Annotated in this window: 16 protein-coding genes; 4 read left to right on the top strand and 12 right to left on the bottom strand. The window is 49.6% G+C overall.

Annotation, left to right across the window (positions count from 1 at the left end):
• Positions 1 to 4: 4 nt before the first annotated feature.
• The 11 genes from ycaQ to ACJHXA_RS11510 all read right to left on the bottom strand — a co-directional run bounded on the left by ycaQ (position 5) and on the right by ACJHXA_RS11510 (position 13,863).
• A complete protein-coding gene (gene ycaQ, locus ACJHXA_RS11560; protein WP_103262036.1) occupies positions 5 to 1,237 on the bottom strand; it encodes a crosslink repair DNA glycosylase YcaQ in 1,233 nt (410 codons plus the stop codon).
• A 36-nt stretch (positions 1,238 to 1,273) separates the two neighbouring features.
• Positions 1,274 to 2,260: a tetraacyldisaccharide 4'-kinase gene (lpxK, locus tag ACJHXA_RS11555; protein ID WP_000570540.1), complete on the bottom strand. Its 987-nt coding sequence runs from the start codon at positions 2,258 to 2,260 to the stop codon at positions 1,274 to 1,276.
• Positions 2,257 to 4,005, bottom strand: a complete 1,749-nt coding sequence (msbA, locus tag ACJHXA_RS11550; protein WP_000551270.1) for a lipid A ABC transporter ATP-binding protein/permease MsbA — start codon at positions 4,003 to 4,005, stop codon at positions 2,257 to 2,259. The genes lpxK and msbA overlap by 4 nt, the downstream gene beginning before the upstream one ends.
• A 36-nt stretch (positions 4,006 to 4,041) precedes the next feature.
• Entirely contained in the window at positions 4,042 to 6,306 is a 2,265-nt protein-coding gene (locus ACJHXA_RS11545) for a ComEC family protein (RefSeq protein ID WP_000705706.1), read from the bottom strand.
• Positions 6,307 to 6,512: 206 nt separating this feature from the next.
• Entirely contained in the window at positions 6,513 to 6,797 is a 285-nt protein-coding gene (gene ihfB / locus ACJHXA_RS11540) for an integration host factor subunit beta (protein ID WP_000167336.1), read from the bottom strand.
• 159 nt (positions 6,798 to 6,956) lie between these two features.
• On the bottom strand, positions 6,957 to 8,630 hold the full coding sequence (gene rpsA / locus ACJHXA_RS11535) for a 30S ribosomal protein S1 (RefSeq protein ID WP_000140327.1): 1,674 nt from the start codon (positions 8,628 to 8,630) through the stop codon (positions 6,957 to 6,959).
• A gap of 110 nt (positions 8,631 to 8,740) precedes the next feature.
• Positions 8,741 to 9,424 carry a (d)CMP kinase gene (gene cmk / locus ACJHXA_RS11530; protein ID WP_000125016.1) on the bottom strand — a complete coding sequence of 228 codons (684 nt, stop codon included), beginning with the start codon at positions 9,422 to 9,424 and terminating at the stop codon, positions 8,741 to 8,743.
• A 172-nt stretch (positions 9,425 to 9,596) separates the two neighbouring features.
• A complete protein-coding gene (gene ycaL, locus ACJHXA_RS11525) occupies positions 9,597 to 10,361 on the bottom strand; it encodes a metallopeptidase YcaL (protein WP_001295345.1) in 765 nt (254 codons plus the stop codon).
• Positions 10,362 to 10,529: 168 nt separating this feature from the next.
• Positions 10,530 to 11,813: a 3-phosphoshikimate 1-carboxyvinyltransferase gene (gene aroA / locus ACJHXA_RS11520; protein WP_000445253.1), complete on the bottom strand. Its 1,284-nt coding sequence runs from the start codon at positions 11,811 to 11,813 to the stop codon at positions 10,530 to 10,532.
• Positions 11,814 to 11,883: 70 nt separating this feature from the next.
• On the bottom strand, positions 11,884 to 12,972 hold the full coding sequence (gene serC / locus ACJHXA_RS11515) for a 3-phosphoserine/phosphohydroxythreonine transaminase (protein ID WP_000057149.1): 1,089 nt from the start codon (positions 12,970 to 12,972) through the stop codon (positions 11,884 to 11,886).
• A gap of 198 nt (positions 12,973 to 13,170) precedes the next feature.
• Positions 13,171 to 13,863: a DUF421 domain-containing protein gene (locus ACJHXA_RS11510; protein ID WP_000642849.1), complete on the bottom strand. Its 693-nt coding sequence runs from the start codon at positions 13,861 to 13,863 to the stop codon at positions 13,171 to 13,173.
• Between the two features lie 129 nt (positions 13,864 to 13,992).
• Here ACJHXA_RS11510 and ycaO point away from each other — a divergent pair, with 129 nt between their 5' ends.
• The 4 genes from ycaO (at position 13,993) to pflA (ending at position 20,285) form a co-directional block, all read left to right on the top strand.
• On the top strand, positions 13,993 to 15,753 hold the full coding sequence (gene ycaO, locus ACJHXA_RS11505) for a 30S ribosomal protein S12 methylthiotransferase accessory factor YcaO (protein ID WP_001295344.1): 1,761 nt from the start codon (positions 13,993 to 13,995) through the stop codon (positions 15,751 to 15,753).
• A gap of 405 nt (positions 15,754 to 16,158) precedes the next feature.
• Positions 16,159 to 17,016 (top strand): formate transporter FocA, encoded by an 858-nt coding sequence (gene focA, locus ACJHXA_RS11500; RefSeq protein ID WP_000642546.1) that lies wholly within the window; start codon positions 16,159 to 16,161, stop codon positions 17,014 to 17,016.
• Positions 17,017 to 17,070: 54 nt separating this feature from the next.
• Positions 17,071 to 19,353, top strand: coding sequence for a formate C-acetyltransferase (gene pflB / locus ACJHXA_RS11495; RefSeq protein WP_001292810.1), 2,283 nt, complete (start codon positions 17,071 to 17,073; stop codon positions 19,351 to 19,353).
• Between the two features lie 191 nt (positions 19,354 to 19,544).
• Positions 19,545 to 20,285, top strand: coding sequence for a pyruvate formate lyase 1-activating protein (gene pflA, locus ACJHXA_RS11490; RefSeq protein ID WP_000111043.1), 741 nt, complete (start codon positions 19,545 to 19,547; stop codon positions 20,283 to 20,285).
• A gap of 81 nt (positions 20,286 to 20,366) precedes the next feature.
• Here the strand turns inward: pflA and ACJHXA_RS11485 are convergent, their stop codons facing one another.
• Positions 20,367 to 20,957, bottom strand: a complete 591-nt coding sequence (locus ACJHXA_RS11485; protein WP_001190374.1) for an NAD(P)H oxidoreductase — start codon at positions 20,955 to 20,957, stop codon at positions 20,367 to 20,369.
• Positions 20,958 to 21,055: the final 98 nt, after the last annotated feature.

Here is a 21,055-nt window from a genome sequence, read left to right as displayed (position 1 = left end):
TCATTTATGCGACGGGGTCTATTTCCCAGCCAGTGCGGCAATCAGTAAAGAGACCTTGCGGGCAGCGTCCTAATGTCACCCGCGTTGCCTGCTGCCAGCTCGCGAAATCAGTAATCGCCTGACGTAACCCTTTTTGCAGCATTGTCGTTGGTTTAATGCCTTCCTGTAACCACAGAGAGATAACTTCAAGGATGCCTGTCTGGCGATGCATTTTGGCATCCATTCGCCCAACTAATTGCCCACGATGTAATAATGGCAGAACAAAATAGCCATACTGGCGTTTCGGCGCTGGGGTATAGCACTCCAGCCGGTAGCTAAAATCAAAAAGCTGCTCTGCGCGTTTGCGATCCCAGACAACAGGATCAAAAGGCGAAAGTACCGCGCTGTGCGTTGCAGTGAGCTTTCCGGCCAGCGCACGCTCGAGTAGCGGCAGCAAATCAGCATGCAGCCAAAGATTGCCCAATTTTTCAACATGCACAGCAATGATTTGCTGCTGTTCAGCCCTCGCTTCGCGCCACGCCGCCAGTGCCGGACGTTTCAGCCGATAGTAATCTGCCAGCCACTGTTCGCGGAATATTCCCAGGCTACGCGCACTGTTATCCAGCATGATGATTTCTGCTTCTGTTTGCGAAACGAGATCGCGCTCATCATCCCAGTCAGGCATGACACGGTGGGTTAAATCATAAACGCGCTGGAAGTTGCGCCGTTCAATCACCATCACCTTTCCGGCAGTAAATAAACCTTCCAGATGCCGTTTATGCGGCTTCCATTCCCACCAGCCGCTTGCACCTTTACGAGGATGCTCAAAATCGGCTGAATGTACCGGCCCCTTATCATGAATATGCTGAATTAACTGTGCAATTTCCGCCTCATGTTCCTGCATCCAGGCGTCTTTGTATTTCCAGCCCATTTTTTCAGGTGCCAGCATGCGGTGGCGAATAAGACGAAAGTCGCTACGCGGCATAAAGCAGGCTTCATGCGCCCAGTATTCCATTAATTCGCCACGCGCCAGAGACTCATCCAGCCACTGGGCAGGATAATTTCCCAGACGACTGAAAAGCACCAGATATGGACTACGGGCAACAATATTGATGGTATCGATTTGCAGCAAGGACATGCGGGAGATCGTTGCCGGAATATCCTCCAACGACGCTTGACGGCGGGGTTTGTTTAACAGGCCTTGTGCGGCAAGGTGAAGATTACGCGCATCAGCAAGGGAGAGGTGCGGCAGCGACATTCATGACTCCATCAATCGAACGCTGCCGCGGCGTAACTAGTTGCCAGAAGCCAGCGAGGTTAGTTGCGTAAGCAGTTTCGCTGGTTCATCACCTGAAAGCTGTGCGTCTACAGGCAAATACCACCAATTTTCTTCTGCAAAGGCCCGGCATTTCACCGCATCTTTTTCAGTCATTACCAGCGTTTGCCCGGCGCTTACCAACGCACTGACATCCGCATGGTTCAAAGACTGATGATCGGCCAGCGGTACACATTTTTCCGGTTGTACGCCACACATCTTCAGCGTGGCAAAAAAGCGCGGCGGATGCCCAATCCCCGCCATCGCCACTACATGTTCAAGCTGAGCAACGTCACAACGCGTACCGGTACGTAAATTCACCGCCTGACCCGGCAGCAGATGCATGGGGATTTCACCGCTGCGAGGGACACCACCGTTGACGATTACCGCATCAACCGACTTTAAGCGCCCCGCTCGCTCACGCATTGGCCCCGCCGGCAACCACCAGCCATTGCCAAAGCGACGCACACCATCAATAACGACAATTTCCACATCACGCGCCAGACGGTAATGCTGTAAACCGTCGTCGGTTACGATGATCTGCACATCAGGGTGTTGCGCCAGAATGGCTTTTACCGCATCAGAACGAACGGGAGAAACCGCAACAGGCGCATCAGTGCGTTGATAAATCAACACAGGTTCATCACCCGCCTGTGCTGTTGTGGTATCTGCCGACAATAACAGCGGATAAGATTCAGCCTTACCACCATATCCCCGCGATACGACCCCCACGCGAATACCGCGCTGTTGCAACTGTTCCACCAGCCAGACAACGACCGGGGTTTTTCCGTTGCCGCCTGCGGTGAGATTACCAACCACGACAACCGGTACGGGGGCACGCCAGGCGCGCTTCAGTTTTAGTTTATAGCAAAGACGGATCGCGCCACTTACCAGGCCATACAACCAGGAGAGTGGCAGCAATAGCCGCCACAAAGGGGATTCACCAGACCAGATTTTTTCGATCATTGGCCAAACTGCATTTTGTGAAGTTGCGCGTAAACGCCGCGGTGCTCAAGCAAATCGTTATGCGTACCGCGTTCCACAATGACACCATCCTCGACGACCACGATTTCGTCTGCCTTTTCAATGGTAGACAAGCGGTGGGCAATCACCAGAGAGGTACGGTTTTTCTGCAACTCATCCAGTGCCGCCTGAATCGCACGTTCGGATTCGGTATCCAGAGCCGAGGTAGCTTCATCCAGAATCAGAATCGGGCTATCACGCAGCAAGGCTCGAGCGATAGCAATACGCTGACGCTGACCGCCAGAGAGCAGCACGCCGTTTTCACCAATCACTGTATCGAGACCGTTATCCATCTTATTGATGAAGTCCATGGCGTAGGCCATACGCGCCGCTTCTTCAATTTGCTCACGGCTGTACTGTTCAGTCCGTGCGTAAGCAATGTTGTTAGCAACCGTATCGTTAAACAGATGGACATTCTGCGACACCAGAGCAACCTGGTTACGTAACGACGCCAGGGTATACTCGCGCAGATCGTGACCATCCATCAGGATTTCGCCTTCATCAATATCGTAAAAACGCGTGATCAGGCTGGCGATGGTTGATTTACCCGAACCAGAGCGTCCAACCAGAGCAACCGTCTTCCCTGCCGGAATTTTCAGGTTGATGTTACGCAATGCAGGTACGTCACGTCCCGGATAAGTAAAGGTGACATTGCGGAATTCCACGTCGCCAGTCGCACGCTCGATCACGCGCTTACCTTCATCTTTCTCCTGCTCACTGTCCAGAATGGTAAACAGCGTCTGACAAGCCGCCATACCGCGCTGGAACTGGGCGTTAACGTTGGTCAGCGATTTCAGCGGACGCATCAGTGCAATCATTGAAGAGAAAACAACGGTAATCGTACCGGCAGTCAGGCTATCCATGACACTTGGGAAGCTCGCCGCATACAGAACAAACGCCAGCGCCAAAGAGGCGATCAGCTGAATGATCGGATCAGAGATGGAAGAGGCTGAAACCATTTTCATCCCCTGAAGACGCATTCGGTTGCTGACTTTATCAAAGCGTTTCGTTTCCACTTCCTGACCACCGAAAATCAATACTTCTTTGTGGCCCTTCAGCATTTGTTCGGCGCTGGTGGTCACCTGCCCCATGGTGTTCTGCATGTTTTTACTGATGTTGCGAAAACGCTTCGATACTACGCGAATCGCAATCGAAACAATCGGTGCCAGCACAATCAAAATGATCGACAGTTGCCAACTGTAATAGAACATCATGATGAACAGGCCGATGATTGACGCACCTTCACGCACAACCGTTATCAGTGCGCCGGAAGAAGAAGAAGCAACCTGTTCGGAATCGTAGGTGATACGTGACAACAGCGTCCCCGTTGACTGTTTGTCAAAAAATGAAACCGGCATTCCCATCATGTGACCAAACAGGCGGCGACGCATGGTCATTACCACCTTTCCTGATACCCAGGAGATACAGTAGCTGGAGACATAGCTGGTGATACCACGTAAAATCATCAGCCCGATCACCACCAGCGGCATCCACACCAGCACGGAGCGATCTGTTTTACCAAAGCCATCATCAAGAAGTGGCTTAAGGAGCGATAACATGAAGGTATCGCTGGCTGCGTTGAGGATTAACGCTACGCCCGCCACGATCAGACCCGCTTTAAAAGGCGCAATGGTTGGCCACAGTCGGCGGAACGTCTGCCACGTAGAGAGATCTTTGTCGTTATGCATTCAAAAAACCAGCATTTGTTGAAATAGCCGCATATTCTACCCGTTATCCACTGGCACGCCAAACCACTGATGATACCAACGAGGTAAAATTTGCTCTCTGAGGCTGCTAATCCGCCAGCCTTGCGCTGAAAAATTGACCGTCACTTGACCCTGATGTGGAGTATCAAGCCATTGATATCCTTGCTGTTGATAGCGATGCTTAACTTTATTAGAGGGCAATCGCCATGCGTTATAGCGCGATGCCGATGCGAGTGCCACTTTTCCATTCACTCGCTGAATTAATGGCAACGATGATGAGGTATTACTGCCATGGTGAGGTACCTGAAGCAATGTTGTCTGCACTTGCTGCCAGTAACGGCTTAGCATCTTTTGTTCAGCGGGGACTTCAATATCACCGGTTAGAAGAATGCTATTCGTCCCGTCATCAACCTTAACCACACAGGAATGGTTATTTCCTTTATCGTTGCTAGCTTGTAAAGGCCAGTGCACGCTGAAACGCAATCCTTGCCATTGCCACGCTTCGCCACGCACACAGGGCTGATGATGTTCCCAGTTTAACGGACTTCTGATCCATAACATCGGCCATGTGTGCAATATTGAGTCCAGCCCTCCCCGGTGATCCAGATGTTCATGACTCAGAATAACGCCTTCCGGTTCAAGATTATGCCAGTGGAGCCAGGGGATAATCAGTTGTTGCCCACTATCCCCTTCGGGCCAGGCCAGTCCTGTGTCATAGAGAATCGCTTTGCCGTTTCTGGCTATCACCATTGCCAGCCCTTGCCCGACATCAAGCATGTACACCTGCCACTCGTCAGGTCGAGGTTTTTGCCACAGCGGCCAGCACATCAGCAAGCCTACAGCCACACACATTGCTGGCAACGTTCGCCAGGCGTTTAATCGCCATACCACCAGTAAGAACCATGGGGAAAATGATAGCCATTGCCAACGTTCAGCAATGTTGATCCACCCTTCTGGCAAACTCTTTAACCCCCAGAAAAGTAAAGCCAAAGACCGGTCGGCAAGAAACCATAACCCTTGCTCCAGGATTAACGGCCCGCTTAAATGCACAACCATCGCGGCGAGGATCAACGGAACCGTGATAAATGTCACCAAGGGAATTGCTAATAGATTTGCAATAAACGAGGTCAGACTAATGCCATGAAATATGACGATTTGCACAGGCATAAGCAGGAGTGTGATTCCCAGTTGCAAATGAATGAGGGAAACAACTGCACGCAATACCGGCGGCAGTTGCCACTCAGGACAGGGAAACCACTGGTACCAAAAAATCAGTGCCGCGACCGCAGCGGCAGAGAGCCATAAACTTTGCGAGAGAATGGCAACAGGATCCATCAGCAAAATTGCCGCCAGACAACATATCCATACATCCCAGCCACTCCACTGTCGCCCACTTAACTTAAGCATTCCCCACGTAGCAAGCGCCACCACGGTACGCAATGCAGGAGGTTGCATTCCCGTCAACCAGGCATAAAAAGCAGCACAGCAGATCCCACCAATTAATGGTATTTGCCAGTGGATCCAGCGCCCAGGCAGAAAAATTTGTCCACTGCGAATGAGTCCGGCAGCCAGCAACGCCGCAAAAGCGATGTGCAATCCCGATATCGCCATTAAATGCGCCGTTCCAGTATCGCGCATGATATTTTTGATTTCTTTGGGGACGGATAACCGTTCCCCCATACCTAAACCAAGAATAACCGCATTCCACGGATAGGGTTGCAGCGTTGTTTGTAGTGACGCCAGATACTGTGCACGCAGGCTACAATTCGGTTCAATAACACTTGCCTGCAGAAAGCGGCCGGTGAGCGGTTGATGCTGGGCAATGGCATAACGCTGGCTATCAAAGCCGCCATCATTAAGTTGGCCATGAACCGCACGAACTTTGAGTTTCATTGACCATTGTTGTCCAGCACAAACCGCTTGCGGAAGATATTCGCCATACAGCACAAGGCCTGGCGCAGGGAATATACGTCGACCTTGTAGATGAGTAATTTGACCGTAATGAGTGGTCATGCCGTCAGTTGCAGTGATCTCAACAATTGCATCCTGCGTCGCGCCAGTTAAGGTTTCTCCTGCCCACAAAATTTGCTTTGCTGATAATATGCCCCAAACGAAAAACAGCAACGTCAGCGCGATATAACGGACGGTTTTAACAGGGATAAATGCCAGTACGCAGGCGAAGAGAGTCAGAAACGCAAGGGTTAATGTCCCAGGCAATTGGGGCAAAATCAGCAACGGAAAAATTCCGCAAATTATGCATACGCCGACTGTCGTTATTTTCATGCCCCCCTCCCTGTTTATGGAAAGTGTGCAACTTTGTTGAGCGGTTGTCTGGTGGGAATTTTGCGTTCCCCGAGGCACATTCAGAAGAATTTAACGAAAGGGTGAAAACTGCTCAAAACTCTGCGAGGCAGCTTCCAGTTCCTGATTAGAGAAATGAAAAAAGCACCCGACAGGTGCTTTTCTCGCGTTCAAGTTTGAGTAAAAACTTAACCGTAAATATTGGCGCGATCGCGCAGTTCTTTACCAGGTTTAAAGTGAGGAACGTATTTTCCTTCCAGTTCTACTTTATCGCCAGTCTTCGGATTACGTCCGGTACGTGGTGCGCGGTAGTGCAAAGAGAAACTGCCGAAACCGCGGATTTCAATACGCTCGCCCTGCGCAAGAGTCGAGGCCATATGCTCCAGCATCTCTTTTACTGCATCTTCAACCGTCTTGGCGGGAATGTGCGATTGCTGGGTGGCAAGTCTTTCTATCAATTCTGACTTGGTCATGATTCCTCCGGTTCCTTAAAGGCAAATTAAGCGGCTGCTGTTGCTGCATTGATTAAGGGCGGCCGTAGCCGCCCTTAGTGCTTGATTACAGGACGAAACCTGCAATCTGTCAAGTAAACTCAACAAACTTCGGAATAAAAATCCCGAAGAGTCAGAGAATTACTCGCCTTTAGCTGCTTTGAAAGCTTCAGCCATTGCGTTGTTGGAGAAGTTTGCATCTTCCTGTTTGTTAACAGTTGCGATTGCATCTTTCTCGTCAGCTTCGTCTTTCGCACGAACAGACAGGCTGATTGCGCGGTTTTTACGATCAACGCCGGTGAATTTAGCTTCAACTTCGTCGCCAACGCTCAGAACCAGGGTAGCGTCTTCAACGCGGTCACGGGATGCTTCAGAAGCACGCAGGTAACCTTCAACGCCGTCAGCCAGTTCTACGGTTGCGCCTTTAGCGTCAACTGCAGTTACTTTACCGGTTACGATAGCGCCTTTCTTGTTCAGAGCAACCCAGTTGTTGAACGGATCTTCTGCGAGCTGTTTAACGCCCAGGGAGATACGTTCACGTTCTGCGTCAACCTGCAGAACAACTGCAGCGATTTCGTCGCCTTTTTTGTATTCACGAACTGCTTCTTCGCCTGCAACGTTCCAGGAGATGTCAGACAGGTGAACCAGGCCGTCGATGCCGCCGTCCAGGCCGATGAAGATACCGAAGTCAGTGATAGACTTGATTTTACCTTCAACACGGTCGCCCTTGTTGTGGGTTTCCGCGAACTGCTGCCACGGGTTAGCTTTGCACTGTTTCAGACCCAGGGAGATACGACGACGTTCTTCGTCGATATCCAGAACCATAACTTCCACTACATCGCCAACGTTAACAACTTTGGACGGGTGGATGTTTTTGTTGGTCCAATCCATTTCGGAAACGTGTACCAGGCCTTCAACGCCTTCTTCGATTTCAACGAAGCAGCCGTAGTCGGTCAGGTTGGTCACGCGACCAGTCAGTTTGGTACCTTCCGGATAACGTTTAGCGATAGCTACCCACGGATCTTCGCCCAACTGTTTCAGGCCCAGGGATACACGGGTACGTTCGCGGTCGAACTTCAGCACTTTAACAGTGATTTCGTCGCCCACGTTGACGATTTCGCTCGGATGCTTAACGCGTTTCCAGGCCATGTCAGTGATGTGCAGCAGGCCGTCAACGCCGCCCAGATCAACGAATGCACCGTAGTCAGTGAGGTTCTTAACGATACCTTTAACTTCCATGCCTTCCTGCAGGTTTTCCAGCAGCTGATCGCGCTCTGCGCTGTTTTCGGATTCGATAACGGCACGACGAGAAACAACAACGTTGTTGCGCTTCTGATCCAGCTTGATTACTTTAAATTCAAGCTCTTTGCCTTCCAGGTGCAGAGTGTCACGCACCGGACGAACGTCTACCAGAGAACCTGGCAGGAACGCACGAATACCGTTCAGCTCAACAGTGAAGCCGCCCTTAACTTTGCCGTTGATAACACCGGTAACAGTTTCAGCATCTTCGTAAGCTTTTTCCAGCGTGATCCAGGCTTCGTGACGTTTAGCTTTCTCACGGGACAGCAGAGTTTCACCGAAGCCGTCTTCTACTGCGTCCAGAGCAACGTCAACTTCGTCACCTACCTGGATTTCCAGCTCGCCCTGGGCGTTTTTGAACTGCTCAGCCGGGATGGCGGACTCAGATTTCAGACCAGCGTCAACCAGTACTACGTCTTTGTCGATAGCAACAACAACGCCACGAACGATAGAACCCGGGCGGGTTTCGATTTCTTTTAAGGACTCTTCAAAGAGTTGAGCAAAAGATTCAGTCATGTTTAATCTTCAGGTTTATATTTAACGTCCACCTGGCTCCATGCCGGATGGGGTTGTTTAACATACCCGCTGTCATTCCATTGCAACGGGGGTACTGCAAATTCGGTCGCTTATGCGAGAGCCAATTTCTGGCGCGCGTATTGTAGCGCTTTTTCAATCACTTGCTCAATGCTTAAGGTGGTGGAATCCAACACTAAAGCATCGGCTGCCGGAACCAGTGGCGCTACCGCTCGGTTACGATCGCGGTCGTCGCGTTCTTTGATCTCGGCCAAAAGGCGCTCAAAGTTAACACTAAAGCCCTTCTCCTGCAACTGTAGCATGCGGCGATGCGCACGTTCTTCCGAGGAGGCGTCAAGGAAAATTTTCACTGGCGCATCAGGGAATACCACCGTTCCCATGTCGCGGCCATCGGCAATCAGGCCTGGTAATTCGCGAAACGCGCGTTGGCGACGCAATAATGCTTCACGAACGCGTGGGAATGCCGCGACTTGTGAAGCTGCATTCGCCACTTCCTGAGTACGAATTTCGCCGCTGACATCTTCCCCTTCGAGGATCACTTCCAGATTGCCATTGGTTGACACAAAACGTACATCCAGATGGGATGCCAGCGGTACCAGCGCATCTTCTGACGCAACATCAACATGGTGATGTAATGCCGCCAATGCCAGTACGCGATAAATTGCACCCGAATCCAGCAGATGCCATTGCAATGCTTCCGCCATAGCCTTACACAAGGTGCCTTTCCCTGCACCGCTTGGGCCATCAATGGTAATAACCGGGGCAATTGCCGTCATCTTTATCTCCTTAAAACAGGCGTACCGTTAACATAACCGCGCGCATTATACGCGCCGACGCCACAAATCGTTAACGTTGTGTGCAAAAACCAGTTTTGTCTGTATTCAGATGGGGATTTATTGCGCAATTATAGCGGGCTGGCAGAAGACCAGCCCGAAAGATGACAATGATTTACTTACCAGAGGCGATACGATCACGGATGTGTTGCGCACGCTCTGTTGATGGTGGGTGAGAGTCAAACATGGACTGGGTGCGACCGCCATCCAGACTAGCCAGTTTTTCAAAGCTGCCAACCAGCCCCTGGGTGCTGATGCCACGTTTCTTCAACAGATCAAAGGAGAAATCATCTGCTTCGGACTCTTTATCACGGGAGTATTTAGCATTAATAGCGCCTTCTGCGATATCACCCAATTGTGAGCGGGAAAGCTGGGAAGCCACTCCGCTGGTAGCTGAAATGGCATCGCGTGCGGCAACGATCGCATAAGAAGCTTTCATTTCAGCCAGCGAGTGACCCAACGCGACGTGGCCCAGTTCATGGCCCAGAACACCTTCAATTTCGTTGTCATTCATCATGTCCATCAGGCCACTGTAGACACGGACACAGCCGTTCGCCATCGCCCATGCGTTGACGTCGCTGGTCATATAAACCTTATAGTTGACCGGCGTGCCATTAATATTGTTACCCAATGCTTTGGCGATTTTTGCCAGACGTTTACCGTACTTGCTGGATTTACTTGCGACTTGATTGCCGCTGTCCATTTCGGCACAGCCCTGATTGGCAATCGCTTTTGCATCGGCATCGCTTAATGTTGCTGCTTTATAGGCATTTAAACCGGAGCTGATAGCCATATTGGTATCAATACCGTGGGTATTTTGACACCCTGTCAGTAATGCTGCAGAGGTCGCAATCGCCAGCAGTAATTTAGTATTCTTCATGTGAATCATCCGTTGATTAATCATATATAAATATTATGTATCAACAACTTACATTGACAAGCGACGCTACCATTAATCAAAATGACTCACAAGGTCCGAAAAAAAACGCCGACAATGTGCCGACGTTTTGATAAAGAAAGATTTGGCTATTTATTGCCCGTTGTTCATTCAGGCTGCCTGGCTAATCCGCGCCAACTGCTCGAAATAATCCGGAAATGTTTTGGCCGTACATTTGGGATCAAGAATCGTCACTGGTGTATCTGACAACGCCACCAGCGAGAAACACATCGCCATCCGGTGATCATTGTATGTCGCGATCTCGGCAAAGTTCAGTTTTTCCGGTGGAGTGATACGAATGTAATCGTGCCCCTCTTCTACTTCCGCACCGACTTTACGCAGTTCTGTTGCCATCGCAAACAGGCGATCGGTCTCTTTAACACGCCAGTTATAGATATTGCGCAGCGTGGTGGTGCCTTTTGCAAATAACGCCGCCGTGGCAATGGTCATCGCCGCATCAGGAATATGGTTCATATCCATATCAATAGCGTTCAGTTCACCACGCGTGCAGGAAATATAATCATCGCCCCAGCAAATGGTCGCGCCCATTTTTTCCAGCACATCAGCAAAGCGAATATCACCCTGCATACTGTTACGTCCAATACCGGTCACTTTTACAGTGCCGCCTTTGATTGCTGCTGCTGCCAGAAAGTAAGAAGCCGAAGATGCATCGCCTTCGACCAAATAAGTACCCGGAGACTGATAAGACTGCCCGCCTTTTACGACAAATTGTTGATAGTGCTGATTTTCAATTTCAACACCAAACGTCTTCATCAGATTGAGTGTGATGTCGATATAAGGTTTAGAAACCAGATCGCCTTTAATACGAATCACCGTATCTTCCGGCGCAAGAGGCGCAGTCATTAACAGTGCGGTGAGGAATTGGCTGGAAACGGAGCCATCAACGTCAACGTTGCCGCCAGTAAAGCCGCCCTGTAAACGCAACGGCGGATAATTTTCTTGTTCCAGGTAAGTGATCTTCGCCCCGCCCAGGCGCAGCGCATCCACCAGATGACCAATCGGGCGTTCTTTCATACGCGGCTCACCGGTCAGCACAATATCATTGCTACCCAGACAAAGAGCTGCCGCCAGCGGACGCATTGCCGTTCCGGCGTTACCGAGGAACAACTCCAGGGCACCTTCTGCGTGTAATGGACCGCCGTTACCGATAATTTCGCAACGCGTACGATCGGCTGAAAGCGTATAGCTTACCCCTAACGCTGTTAATGCATTCAGCATATGGCGCACGTCATCGCTATCCAGCAGATTGGTTAATACTGTTTTGCCGTGTGCTAATGCCGCCAGCAATAAAGCGCGGTTAGAAACGCTCTTGGAACCGGGCAGATTAATAGTGCCATCGACACTAGCGATGGGTTGTAACGTCAGGGATTCCATGAACTCAACTCTCTACAACAGAAATAAAAACCCCACAGGCTGGCTGTGGGGATTAAGCAAAATTTCGGCATTAACCGTGACGGCGTTCGAACTCAACCATGAAGTCTGTCAGCGCTTTAACGCCTTCCAGCGGCATGGCGTTATAAATAGAAGCGCGCATTCCGCCGACCACACGGTGACCTTTCAGTGCATGAAGGCCAGCAGCAAAAGACTCTTCAAGGAACAATTTGTCAAGCGCACTGTCCGCCAACTGGAACGGCACGTTCATCCGCGAACGGTTAGCTTTCGCCACGTCATTGCGGTAGAAATCGCTGTTATCAATCACCCCATATAGCAGTTCTGCTTTTTGCTGATTGATTTTATCCATTTCAGCTACACCGCCGTTCGCTTTCAGCCATTTAAAGACCAGACCAGATAGATACCAGGCAAATGTCGGCGGCGTGTTAAACATGGAGCCGTTATCGTTGAGGATGGAATAATCCAGAATCGACGGACACGCGATATTCGCTTTGCCCAGCAAATCTTCACGAACGATGACGATTGTCAGGCCAGCCGGGCCGATATTTTTCTGCGCGCCAGCGTAAATCACGCCATAACGGCTGACGTCAATCGGACGGGAAAGAATGGTTGAAGAGAAGTCGGCGGCGACCACCACATCTTTGCCGAAGTCTGGCGTTTCGTCGATGGCGATACCGTCGATGGTTTCATTCGGGCAGTAATGCATATAAGCAGCATTATCAGAGAGTTGCCATTCACGCATTGGCTTAACCGCGCGCAGACCATCAACAGTCACTTTGGCGTCAAAGACATTAGGCGTGCAGTATTTTTTCGCTTCTTTAATGGCACTTGCCGCCCAGTAACCGGCATCAACATAATCTGCGGTGGTTTTATCACCGAGAATATTCAGCGGTACCGCAGCAAACTGACCGCGACCACCGCCATGGCAGAATAATACCTTGTAGTTGGAGGGGACATTAAGAAGATCGCGAAAATCCTTCTCGGCTTCCTCTGCAACCTGAATGAACTCTTTGCCACGGTGACTCACTTCCATCACCGACGTACCAAGACCGTTCCAGTCGCGCAGTTCCTGTTGAGCCTGTTTAAGCACCTCTGCCGGTAGCATTGCCGGACCAGAACTAAAATTGAAGATTTGAGCCATTTCCCCTCACCACGTTGCGTTGCTATTAACCCGCGGTCAATCGATTGCGACCACAGGTAATACATTATTCCTGTGGCTATCGGTTTTATCATTCAGTGACACACATCGCAATGAGTAAAACCGTTGAGGGCAAAAATGTGGCTTGCATCACACAAAAGAATCTCTCGGATTATTAGCAAAAAGCCGATGTTTTTACTGTCAGGTCACCCGTTTTGCCCGACTTGCCTTCGTCCATTCTGGATTTGCACAGCGCGGACATAATTGTTTTTCCCCCGCTTTCATATGAATGATTTCACTACAACGAATACAGGCATAGTCCGCCGACTCCGGCACCACTTTGTAACGCTGCGTACAATCACTGGGTAAAATAAGTAAACCCGGTTTCACCTTGTCATCTTCAAAGAAATAGACACTGATTTGCCCGTTGGTTTCGAGAATCGCCAGACGTACCTGCCCCAGCTGCTCCACGCCACGCAATCGTAGCTCCATAAAGAACTCAAATTCCGTCATGTTGGAGTTATTGAGTTTCGACCAGGCCAGCTCGCCATCTTCAATAATAACAACCGGCTTACCTTCCAGTAAATCTTCCAGTTTTTCACTGTGCGCCATCAACCACATTACCAGGCGGTATAACAACGCCAGAGTGATAAAGACGATAAGTACCGGCACCATCGGCACATCATCATAAAACGCCACATCTCCCGCCGCTGAACCCAGCGTGAGAATGATTAACACTTCAAACAGCGACATCTGTCGCACACCGCGTCTTCCGGTCATTTTGAGGAACAGAAAAACCAGTACAAAGGTATAAAGACTACGTAGTGCAACTTCGCCAAGGAAATCAAAAGGCACTTTATCAAATGCCATACGGTGGAGATCGAACGCCTTCATTTTTATGCTCTTATCGTGGTTTATCCGCTAAAAGCATAGTCAACAGTTCATCGGCATGGCGGCGGTGATAGCGCCTTTGAGATAAAACCCGTATTATTGCGCGCTTTCCGTACGACTAAAGTGATTTTCATGACGCAAACATTTATCCCCGGCAAAGATGCCGCTCTGGAAGATTCCATCGCTCGCTTCCAGCAAAAACTTTCAGACCTCGGCTTTCAGATTGAAGAGGCCTCCTGGCTGAATCCTGTGCCTAACGTCTGGTCTGTACATATTCGCGACAAAGAGTGCGCACTGTGTTTTACCAACGGTAAAGGCGCAACCAAAAAAGCGGCGCTGGCTTCTGCACTTGGTGAATATTTCGAGCGTCTCTCAACCAACTACTTTTTTGCTGATTTCTGGCTGGGCGAAACCATCGCCAACGGTCCGTTCGTGCATTATCCCAACGAAAAATGGTTCCCACTGACCGAAAATGACGATGTGCCAGAAGGACTACTCGATGACCGTCTGCGCGCGTTTTATGATCCGGAGAATGAACTGACCGGCAGCATGCTGATTGACCTACAATCCGGTAACGAAGATCGTGGTATTTGCGGCCTGCCGTTTACGCGTCAGTCCGACAATCAGACCGTTTATATTCCGATGAATATCATTGGTAACCTGTACGTCTCCAACGGTATGTCCGCAGGTAATACCCGCAACGAAGCACGCGTTCAGGGATTGTCTGAAGTTTTCGAACGCTACGTGAAAAACCGCATTATTGCTGAAAGCATCAGCCTGCCAGAGATCCCGGCAGACGTGCTGGCGCGTTACCCAGCAGTAGTTGAAGCCATCGAAACGCTGGAAGCGGAGGGTTTCCCAATCTTCGCTTATGACGGTTCGCTTGGCGGCCAGTATCCGGTGATTTGCGTGGTACTGTTCAATCCTGCTAACGGTACCTGCTTTGCCTCTTTCGGTGCGCATCCTGATTTTGGCGTAGCACTGGAACGTACCGTGACCGAGCTGCTGCAAGGTCGTGGCCTGAAAGATTTGGATGTGTTTACTCCGCCAACCTTCGATGATGAAGAAGTCGCTGAACATACCAACCTCGAAACGCACTTTATCGATTCCAGCGGTTTAATCTCCTGGGACCTGTTCAAGCAGGATGCCGATTATCCGTTTGTGGACTGGAATTTCTCCGGCACCACGGAAGAAGAGTTCGCCACACTGATGGCTATCTTCAACAAAGAAGATAAAGAAGTTTATATTGCCGATTACGAGCATCTGGGCGTTTATGCTTGCCGTATTATCGTGCCTGGCATGTCCGATATTTATCCGGCTGAAGATCTGTGGCTCGCGAATAACAGTATGGGCAGCCATTTACGTGAAACGATTCTTTCGCTACCAGGCAGCGAGTGGGAAAAAGAAGATTACCTGAACCTCATCGAGCAACTGGATGAAGAAGGTTTTGATGACTTTACCCGCGTGCGTGAGCTGTTGGGTCTGGCGACCGGGTCGGATAACGGTTGGTACACCCTGCGTATCGGTGAATTAAAAGCCATGCTGGCGCTGGCTGGTGGCGATCTGGAACAGGCTCTGGTCTGGACCGAATGGACGATGGAGTTTAACTCATCAGTATTTAGTCCGGAACGCGCCAACTATTATCGCTGCCTGCAAACGTTGTTATTACTGGCACAGGAAGAAGATCGCCAGCCGCTGCAATATCTGAATGCGTTTGTTCGCATGTACGGCGCAGATGCCGTAGAAGCCGCCAGTGCGGCAATGAGCGGCGAAGCGGCGTTTTACGGCCTGCAACCGGTAGATAGCGATCTGCACGCGTTTGCTGCACATCAGTCGTTGTTGAAGGCCTACGAAAAGCTGCAGCGCGCCAAAGCAGCATTCTGGGCAAAATAAAATCAAATAGCCTACGCAATGTAGGCTTAATGATTAGTCTGAGTTATATTACGGGGCGTTTTTTTAATGCCCCGCTTTACATATATTTGCATTAATAAAATAATTGTAATTATAAGGTTAAATATCGGTAATTTGTATTTAATAAATACGATCGATATTGTTACTTTATTCGCCTGATGCTCCCTTTTAATTAACTGTTTTAGCGGAGGATGCGGAAAAAATTCAACTCATTTGTTAATTTTTAAAATTTATTTTTATTTGGATAATCAAATATTTACTCCGTATTTGCATAAAAACCATGCGAGTTACGGGCCTATAAGCCAGGCGAGATATGATCTATATCAATTTCTCATCTATAATGCTTTGTTAGTATCTCGTCGCCGACTTAATAAAGAGAGAGTTAGTGTGAAAGCTGACAACCCTTTTGATCTTTTACTTCCTGCTGCAATGGCCAAAGTGGCCGAAGAGGCGGGTGTCTATAAAGCAACGAAACATCCGCTTAAGACTTTCTATCTGGCGATTACCGCCGGTGTTTTCATCTCAATCGCATTCGTCTTCTATATCACAGCAACCACTGGCACAGGCACAATGCCCTTCGGCATGGCAAAACTGGTTGGCGGCATTTGCTTCTCTCTGGGGCTGATTCTTTGTGTTGTCTGCGGAGCCGATCTCTTTACTTCCACAGTGTTGATTGTTGTTGCTAAGGCGAGTGGGCGCATCACCTGGGGTCAGTTGGCGAAAAACTGGCTAAATGTCTATTTTGGCAACCTGGTCGGCGCACTGCTGTTTGTACTTTTAATGTGGCTTTCCGGCGAGTATATGACCGCAAATGGTCAATGGGGACTAAACGTCCTACAAACCGCCGACCACAAAGTGCACCATACTTTTATTGAGGCCGTCTGCCTTGGTATCCTGGCAAACCTGATGGTATGTCTGGCAGTATGGATGAGTTATTCTGGCCGTAGCCTGATGGACAAAGCGTTCATTATGGTGCTGCCGGTCGCGATGTTTGTTGCCAGCGGTTTTGAGCACAGTATCGCAAACATGTTTATGATCCCGATGGGTATTGTAATCCGCGACTTCGCATCTCCGGAATTCTGGACCGCTGTCGGTTCTGCACCCGAAAATTTTTCTCACCTGACCGTGATGAACTTCATCACTGATAACCTGATTCCGGTTACGATCGGTAATATTATCGGCGGTGGTTTGTTGGTTGGGTTGACATACTGGGTCATTTACCTGCGTGAAAACGATCACCATTAATGGTTGTCGAAGTACGCAGTAAATAAAAAATCCACTTAAGAAGGTAGGTGTTACATGTCCGAGCTTAATGAAAAGTTAGCCACAGCCTGGGAAGGTTTTACCAAAGGTGACTGGCAGAATGAAGTAAACGTCCGTGACTTCATTCAGAAAAACTACACTCCGTACGAGGGTGACGAGTCCTTCCTGGCTGGCGCTACTGAAGCGACCACCACCCTGTGGGACAAAGTAATGGAAGGCGTTAAACTGGAAAACCGCACTCACGCGCCAGTTGACTTTGACACCGCTGTTGCTTCCACCATCACCTCTCACGACGCTGGCTACATCAACAAAGCGTTGGAAAAAGTTGTTGGTCTACAGACTGAAGCTCCGCTGAAACGTGCTCTTATCCCGTTCGGTGGTATCAAAATGATCGAAGGTTCCTGCAAAGCGTACAACCGCGAACTGGATCCGATGATCAAAAAAATCTTCACTGAATACCGTAAAACTCACAACCAGGGCGTGTTCGACGTTTACACTCCGGACATCCTGCGTTGCCGTAAATCTGGTGTTCTGACCGGTCTGCCAGATGCATATGGCCGTGGCCGTATCATCGGTGACTACCGTCGCGTTGCGCTGTACGGTATCGACTACCTGATGAAAGACAAACTGGCACAGTTCACTTCTCTGCAGGCTGATCTGGAAAACGGCGTAAACCTGGAACAGACTATCCGTCTGCGCGAAGAAATCGCTGAACAGCACCGCGCTCTGGGTCAGATGAAAGAAATGGCTGCGAAATACGGCTACGACATCTCTGGTCCGGCTACCAACGCTCAGGAAGCTATCCAGTGGACTTACTTCGGCTACCTGGCTGCTGTTAAGTCTCAGAACGGTGCTGCAATGTCCTTCGGTCGTACCTCCACCTTCCTGGATGTGTACATCGAACGTGACCTGAAAGCTGGCAAGATCACCGAACAAGAAGCGCAGGAAATGGTTGACCACCTGGTCATGAAACTGCGTATGGTTCGCTTCCTGCGTACTCCGGAATACGATGAACTGTTCTCTGGCGACCCGATCTGGGCAACCGAATCTATCGGTGGTATGGGCCTCGACGGTCGTACCCTGGTTACCAAAAACAGCTTCCGTTTCCTGAACACCCTGTACACCATGGGTCCGTCTCCGGAACCGAACATGACCATTCTGTGGTCTGAAAAACTGCCGCTGAACTTCAAGAAATTCGCCGCTAAAGTGTCCATCGACACCTCTTCTCTGCAGTATGAGAACGATGACCTGATGCGTCCGGACTTCAACAACGATGACTACGCTATTGCTTGCTGCGTAAGCCCGATGATCGTTGGTAAACAAATGCAGTTCTTCGGTGCGCGTGCAAACCTGGCGAAAACCATGCTGTACGCAATCAACGGCGGCGTTGACGAAAAACTGAAAATGCAGGTTGGTCCGAAGTCTGAACCGATCAAAGGCGATGTCCTGAACTATGATGAAGTGATGGAGCGCATGGATCACTTCATGGACTGGCTGGCTAAACAGTACATCACTGCACTGAACATCATCCACTACATGCACGACAAGTACAGCTACGAAGCCTCTCTGATGGCGCTGCACGACCGTGACGTTATCCGCACCATGGCGTGTGGTATCGCTGGTCTGTCCGTTGCTGCTGACTCCCTGTCTGCAATCAAATATGCGAAAGTTAAACCGATTCGTGACGAAGACGGTCTGGCTATCGACTTCGAAATCGAAGGCGAATACCCGCAGTTTGGTAACAATGATCCGCGTGTAGATGACCTGGCTGTTGACCTGGTAGAACGTTTCATGAAGAAAATTCAGAAACTGCACACCTACCGTGACGCTATCCCGACTCAGTCTGTTCTGACCATCACTTCTAACGTTGTGTATGGTAAGAAAACTGGTAACACCCCAGACGGTCGTCGTGCTGGCGCGCCGTTCGGACCGGGTGCTAACCCGATGCACGGTCGTGACCAGAAAGGTGCTGTAGCGTCTCTGACTTCCGTTGCTAAACTGCCGTTTGCTTACGCTAAAGATGGTATCTCCTACACCTTCTCTATCGTTCCGAACGCACTGGGTAAAGACGACGAAGTTCGTAAGACCAACCTGGCTGGTCTGATGGATGGTTACTTCCACCACGAAGCATCCATCGAAGGTGGTCAGCACCTGAACGTTAACGTGATGAACCGTGAAATGCTGCTCGACGCGATGGAAAACCCGGAAAAATATCCGCAGCTGACCATCCGTGTATCTGGCTACGCAGTACGTTTCAACTCGCTGACTAAAGAACAGCAGCAGGACGTTATTACTCGTACCTTCACTCAATCTATGTAATTAGATTTGACTGAAATCGTACAGTAAAAAGCGTACAATAAAGGCTCCACGAAAGTGGGGCCTTTTTTAGCACGAGAGCCTTTTTTGTCAGCTATCTATACTTTAAGGTGACTGCCAAAACAGACTCGACGTAGCCTTCGAGCTGCGCACCAACACGGCCTCAGATGGGCCACATCTGGAGAAACACCGCAATGTCAGTTATTGGTCGCATTCACTCCTTTGAATCCTGTGGAACCGTAGACGGCCCAGGTATTCGCTTTATCACCTTTTTCCAGGGCTGCCTGATGCGCTGCCTGTATTGTCATAACCGCGACACCTGGGATACGCATGGCGGTAAAGAAGTTACCGTTGAAGATTTAATGAAAGAGGTGGTGACCTATCGCCACTTTATGAACGCTTCCGGCGGCGGCGTTACCGCATCCGGCGGTGAGGCAATCCTACAAGCTGAGTTTGTTCGTGACTGGTTCCGCGCCTGCAAAAAAGAAGGCATTCATACCTGTCTGGACACCAACGGTTTTGTTCGTCGTTACGATCCGGTGATTGATGAACTGCTGGAAGTAACCGACCTGGTAATGCTCGATCTCAAACAGATGAACGACGAGATCCACCAAAATCTGGTTGGAGTTTCCAACCACCGCACGCTGGAGTTCGCCAAATATCTGGCGAACAAAAATGTGAAGGTGTGGATCCGCTACGTTGTTGTCCCAGGCTGGTCTGACGATGACGATTCAGCGCATCGCCTCGGTGAATTTACCCGTGATATGGGCAACGTTGAGAAAATCGAACTCCTCCCCTACCACGAGCTGGGCAAACACAAATGGGTGGCAATGGGTGAAGAGTACAAACTCGACGGTGTTAAACCACCTAAGAAAGAGACCATGGAACGCGTGAAAGGCATTCTTGAGCAGTACGGTCATAAGGTAATGTTCTAATTTCCCCGTAAAGCGGCAACTTTATTGAGTTGCCGCTTTTTTATTCCGCACTTCATTCTGCTACAGCGTTTTTAACACATCTTATAGTGCATCTACCATATCCCGTACCTGAGATAATAACGACTGATAATAGCTCGCGTGAAGTTCTTCCCCATCGAATACCACTGTATTACACAAGAAAGTGACATCGGCATCTTCAATACCAAGATAACTGCACATATTTTTTAAATAATCGCTTATATTTTTTTCCCAGCCTATCTGGACAAATGATTCTTTGTCTCCTCCAACCAGCGCCACCCAACGAACTTTATTGAATGGTAATTTGTGCCCATCTCCATAAGCCAGCCCATTATTCCATACTCTGTCAATATATCCTTTTAGCATTGCCGGGAAGCTGTACCACCAGAGAGGAAAAACCACCACTAACGTGTCATGCTCAAGCAGCTCTGAATAAAGCTGATGAACCTCTGGAGAATAACGTTTATCCATATTCTTCCAGTCTGGTTCATCTTCCGACGTCATCACCGGGTTGAAATTACGCCGATATAAATCGAGTTCCGTCACCTGTATTTTCCGCTCCATTGCCCGCTGATGGATCGCATCAGCAATATGTGCGGTCAATGAATCATGACGAGGATGGGCCCATACCAAATAAATACGTTCAGACTGCATAATTTTACCTCCACGTTAAGTTCTGGAGCGCACTTTACGCAGGCGGCATAATCCTGTAAACGTGATGATTCAGGATGAGTTAATGAAGGATTTTCACT

It is taken from the genome of Escherichia sp. WS33 (assembly GCF_046486385.1).
Taxonomy (GTDB): domain Bacteria; phylum Pseudomonadota; class Gammaproteobacteria; order Enterobacterales; family Enterobacteriaceae; genus ECMA0423.
The sequence above is the reverse complement of the archived record's forward strand: the minus strand, read 5'-3'. Positions and strand labels throughout refer to the sequence as shown.

Coding starts and splice junctions, on each gene's coding strand:
- ycaQ (WP_103262036.1), bottom strand. CDS start 1,237: ATGTCGCTGCCGCACCTCTCCCTTGCTGATGCGCGTAATCTTCACCTT.
- lpxK (WP_000570540.1), bottom strand. CDS start 2,260: ATGATCGAAAAAATCTGGTCTGGTGAATCCCCTTTGTGGCGGCTATTG.
- msbA (WP_000551270.1), bottom strand. CDS start 4,005: ATGCATAACGACAAAGATCTCTCTACGTGGCAGACGTTCCGCCGACTG.
- ACJHXA_RS11545 (WP_000705706.1), bottom strand. CDS start 6,306: ATGAAAATAACGACAGTCGGCGTATGCATAATTTGCGGAATTTTTCCG.
- ihfB (WP_000167336.1), bottom strand. CDS start 6,797: ATGACCAAGTCAGAATTGATAGAAAGACTTGCCACCCAGCAATCGCAC.
- rpsA (WP_000140327.1), bottom strand. CDS start 8,630: ATGACTGAATCTTTTGCTCAACTCTTTGAAGAGTCCTTAAAAGAAATC.
- cmk (WP_000125016.1), bottom strand. CDS start 9,424: ATGACGGCAATTGCCCCGGTTATTACCATTGATGGCCCAAGCGGTGCA.
- ycaL (WP_001295345.1), bottom strand. CDS start 10,361: ATGAAGAATACTAAATTACTGCTGGCGATTGCGACCTCTGCAGCATTA.
- aroA (WP_000445253.1), bottom strand. CDS start 11,813: ATGGAATCCCTGACGTTACAACCCATCGCTAGTGTCGATGGCACTATT.
- serC (WP_000057149.1), bottom strand. CDS start 12,972: ATGGCTCAAATCTTCAATTTTAGTTCTGGTCCGGCAATGCTACCGGCA.
- ACJHXA_RS11510 (WP_000642849.1), bottom strand. CDS start 13,863: ATGAAGGCGTTCGATCTCCACCGTATGGCATTTGATAAAGTGCCTTTT.
- ycaO (WP_001295344.1), top strand. CDS start 13,993: ATGACGCAAACATTTATCCCCGGCAAAGATGCCGCTCTGGAAGATTCC.
- pflB (WP_001292810.1), top strand. CDS start 17,071: ATGTCCGAGCTTAATGAAAAGTTAGCCACAGCCTGGGAAGGTTTTACC.
- pflA (WP_000111043.1), top strand. CDS start 19,545: ATGTCAGTTATTGGTCGCATTCACTCCTTTGAATCCTGTGGAACCGTA.
- ACJHXA_RS11485 (WP_001190374.1), bottom strand. CDS start 20,957: ATGCAGTCTGAACGTATTTATTTGGTATGGGCCCATCCTCGTCATGAT.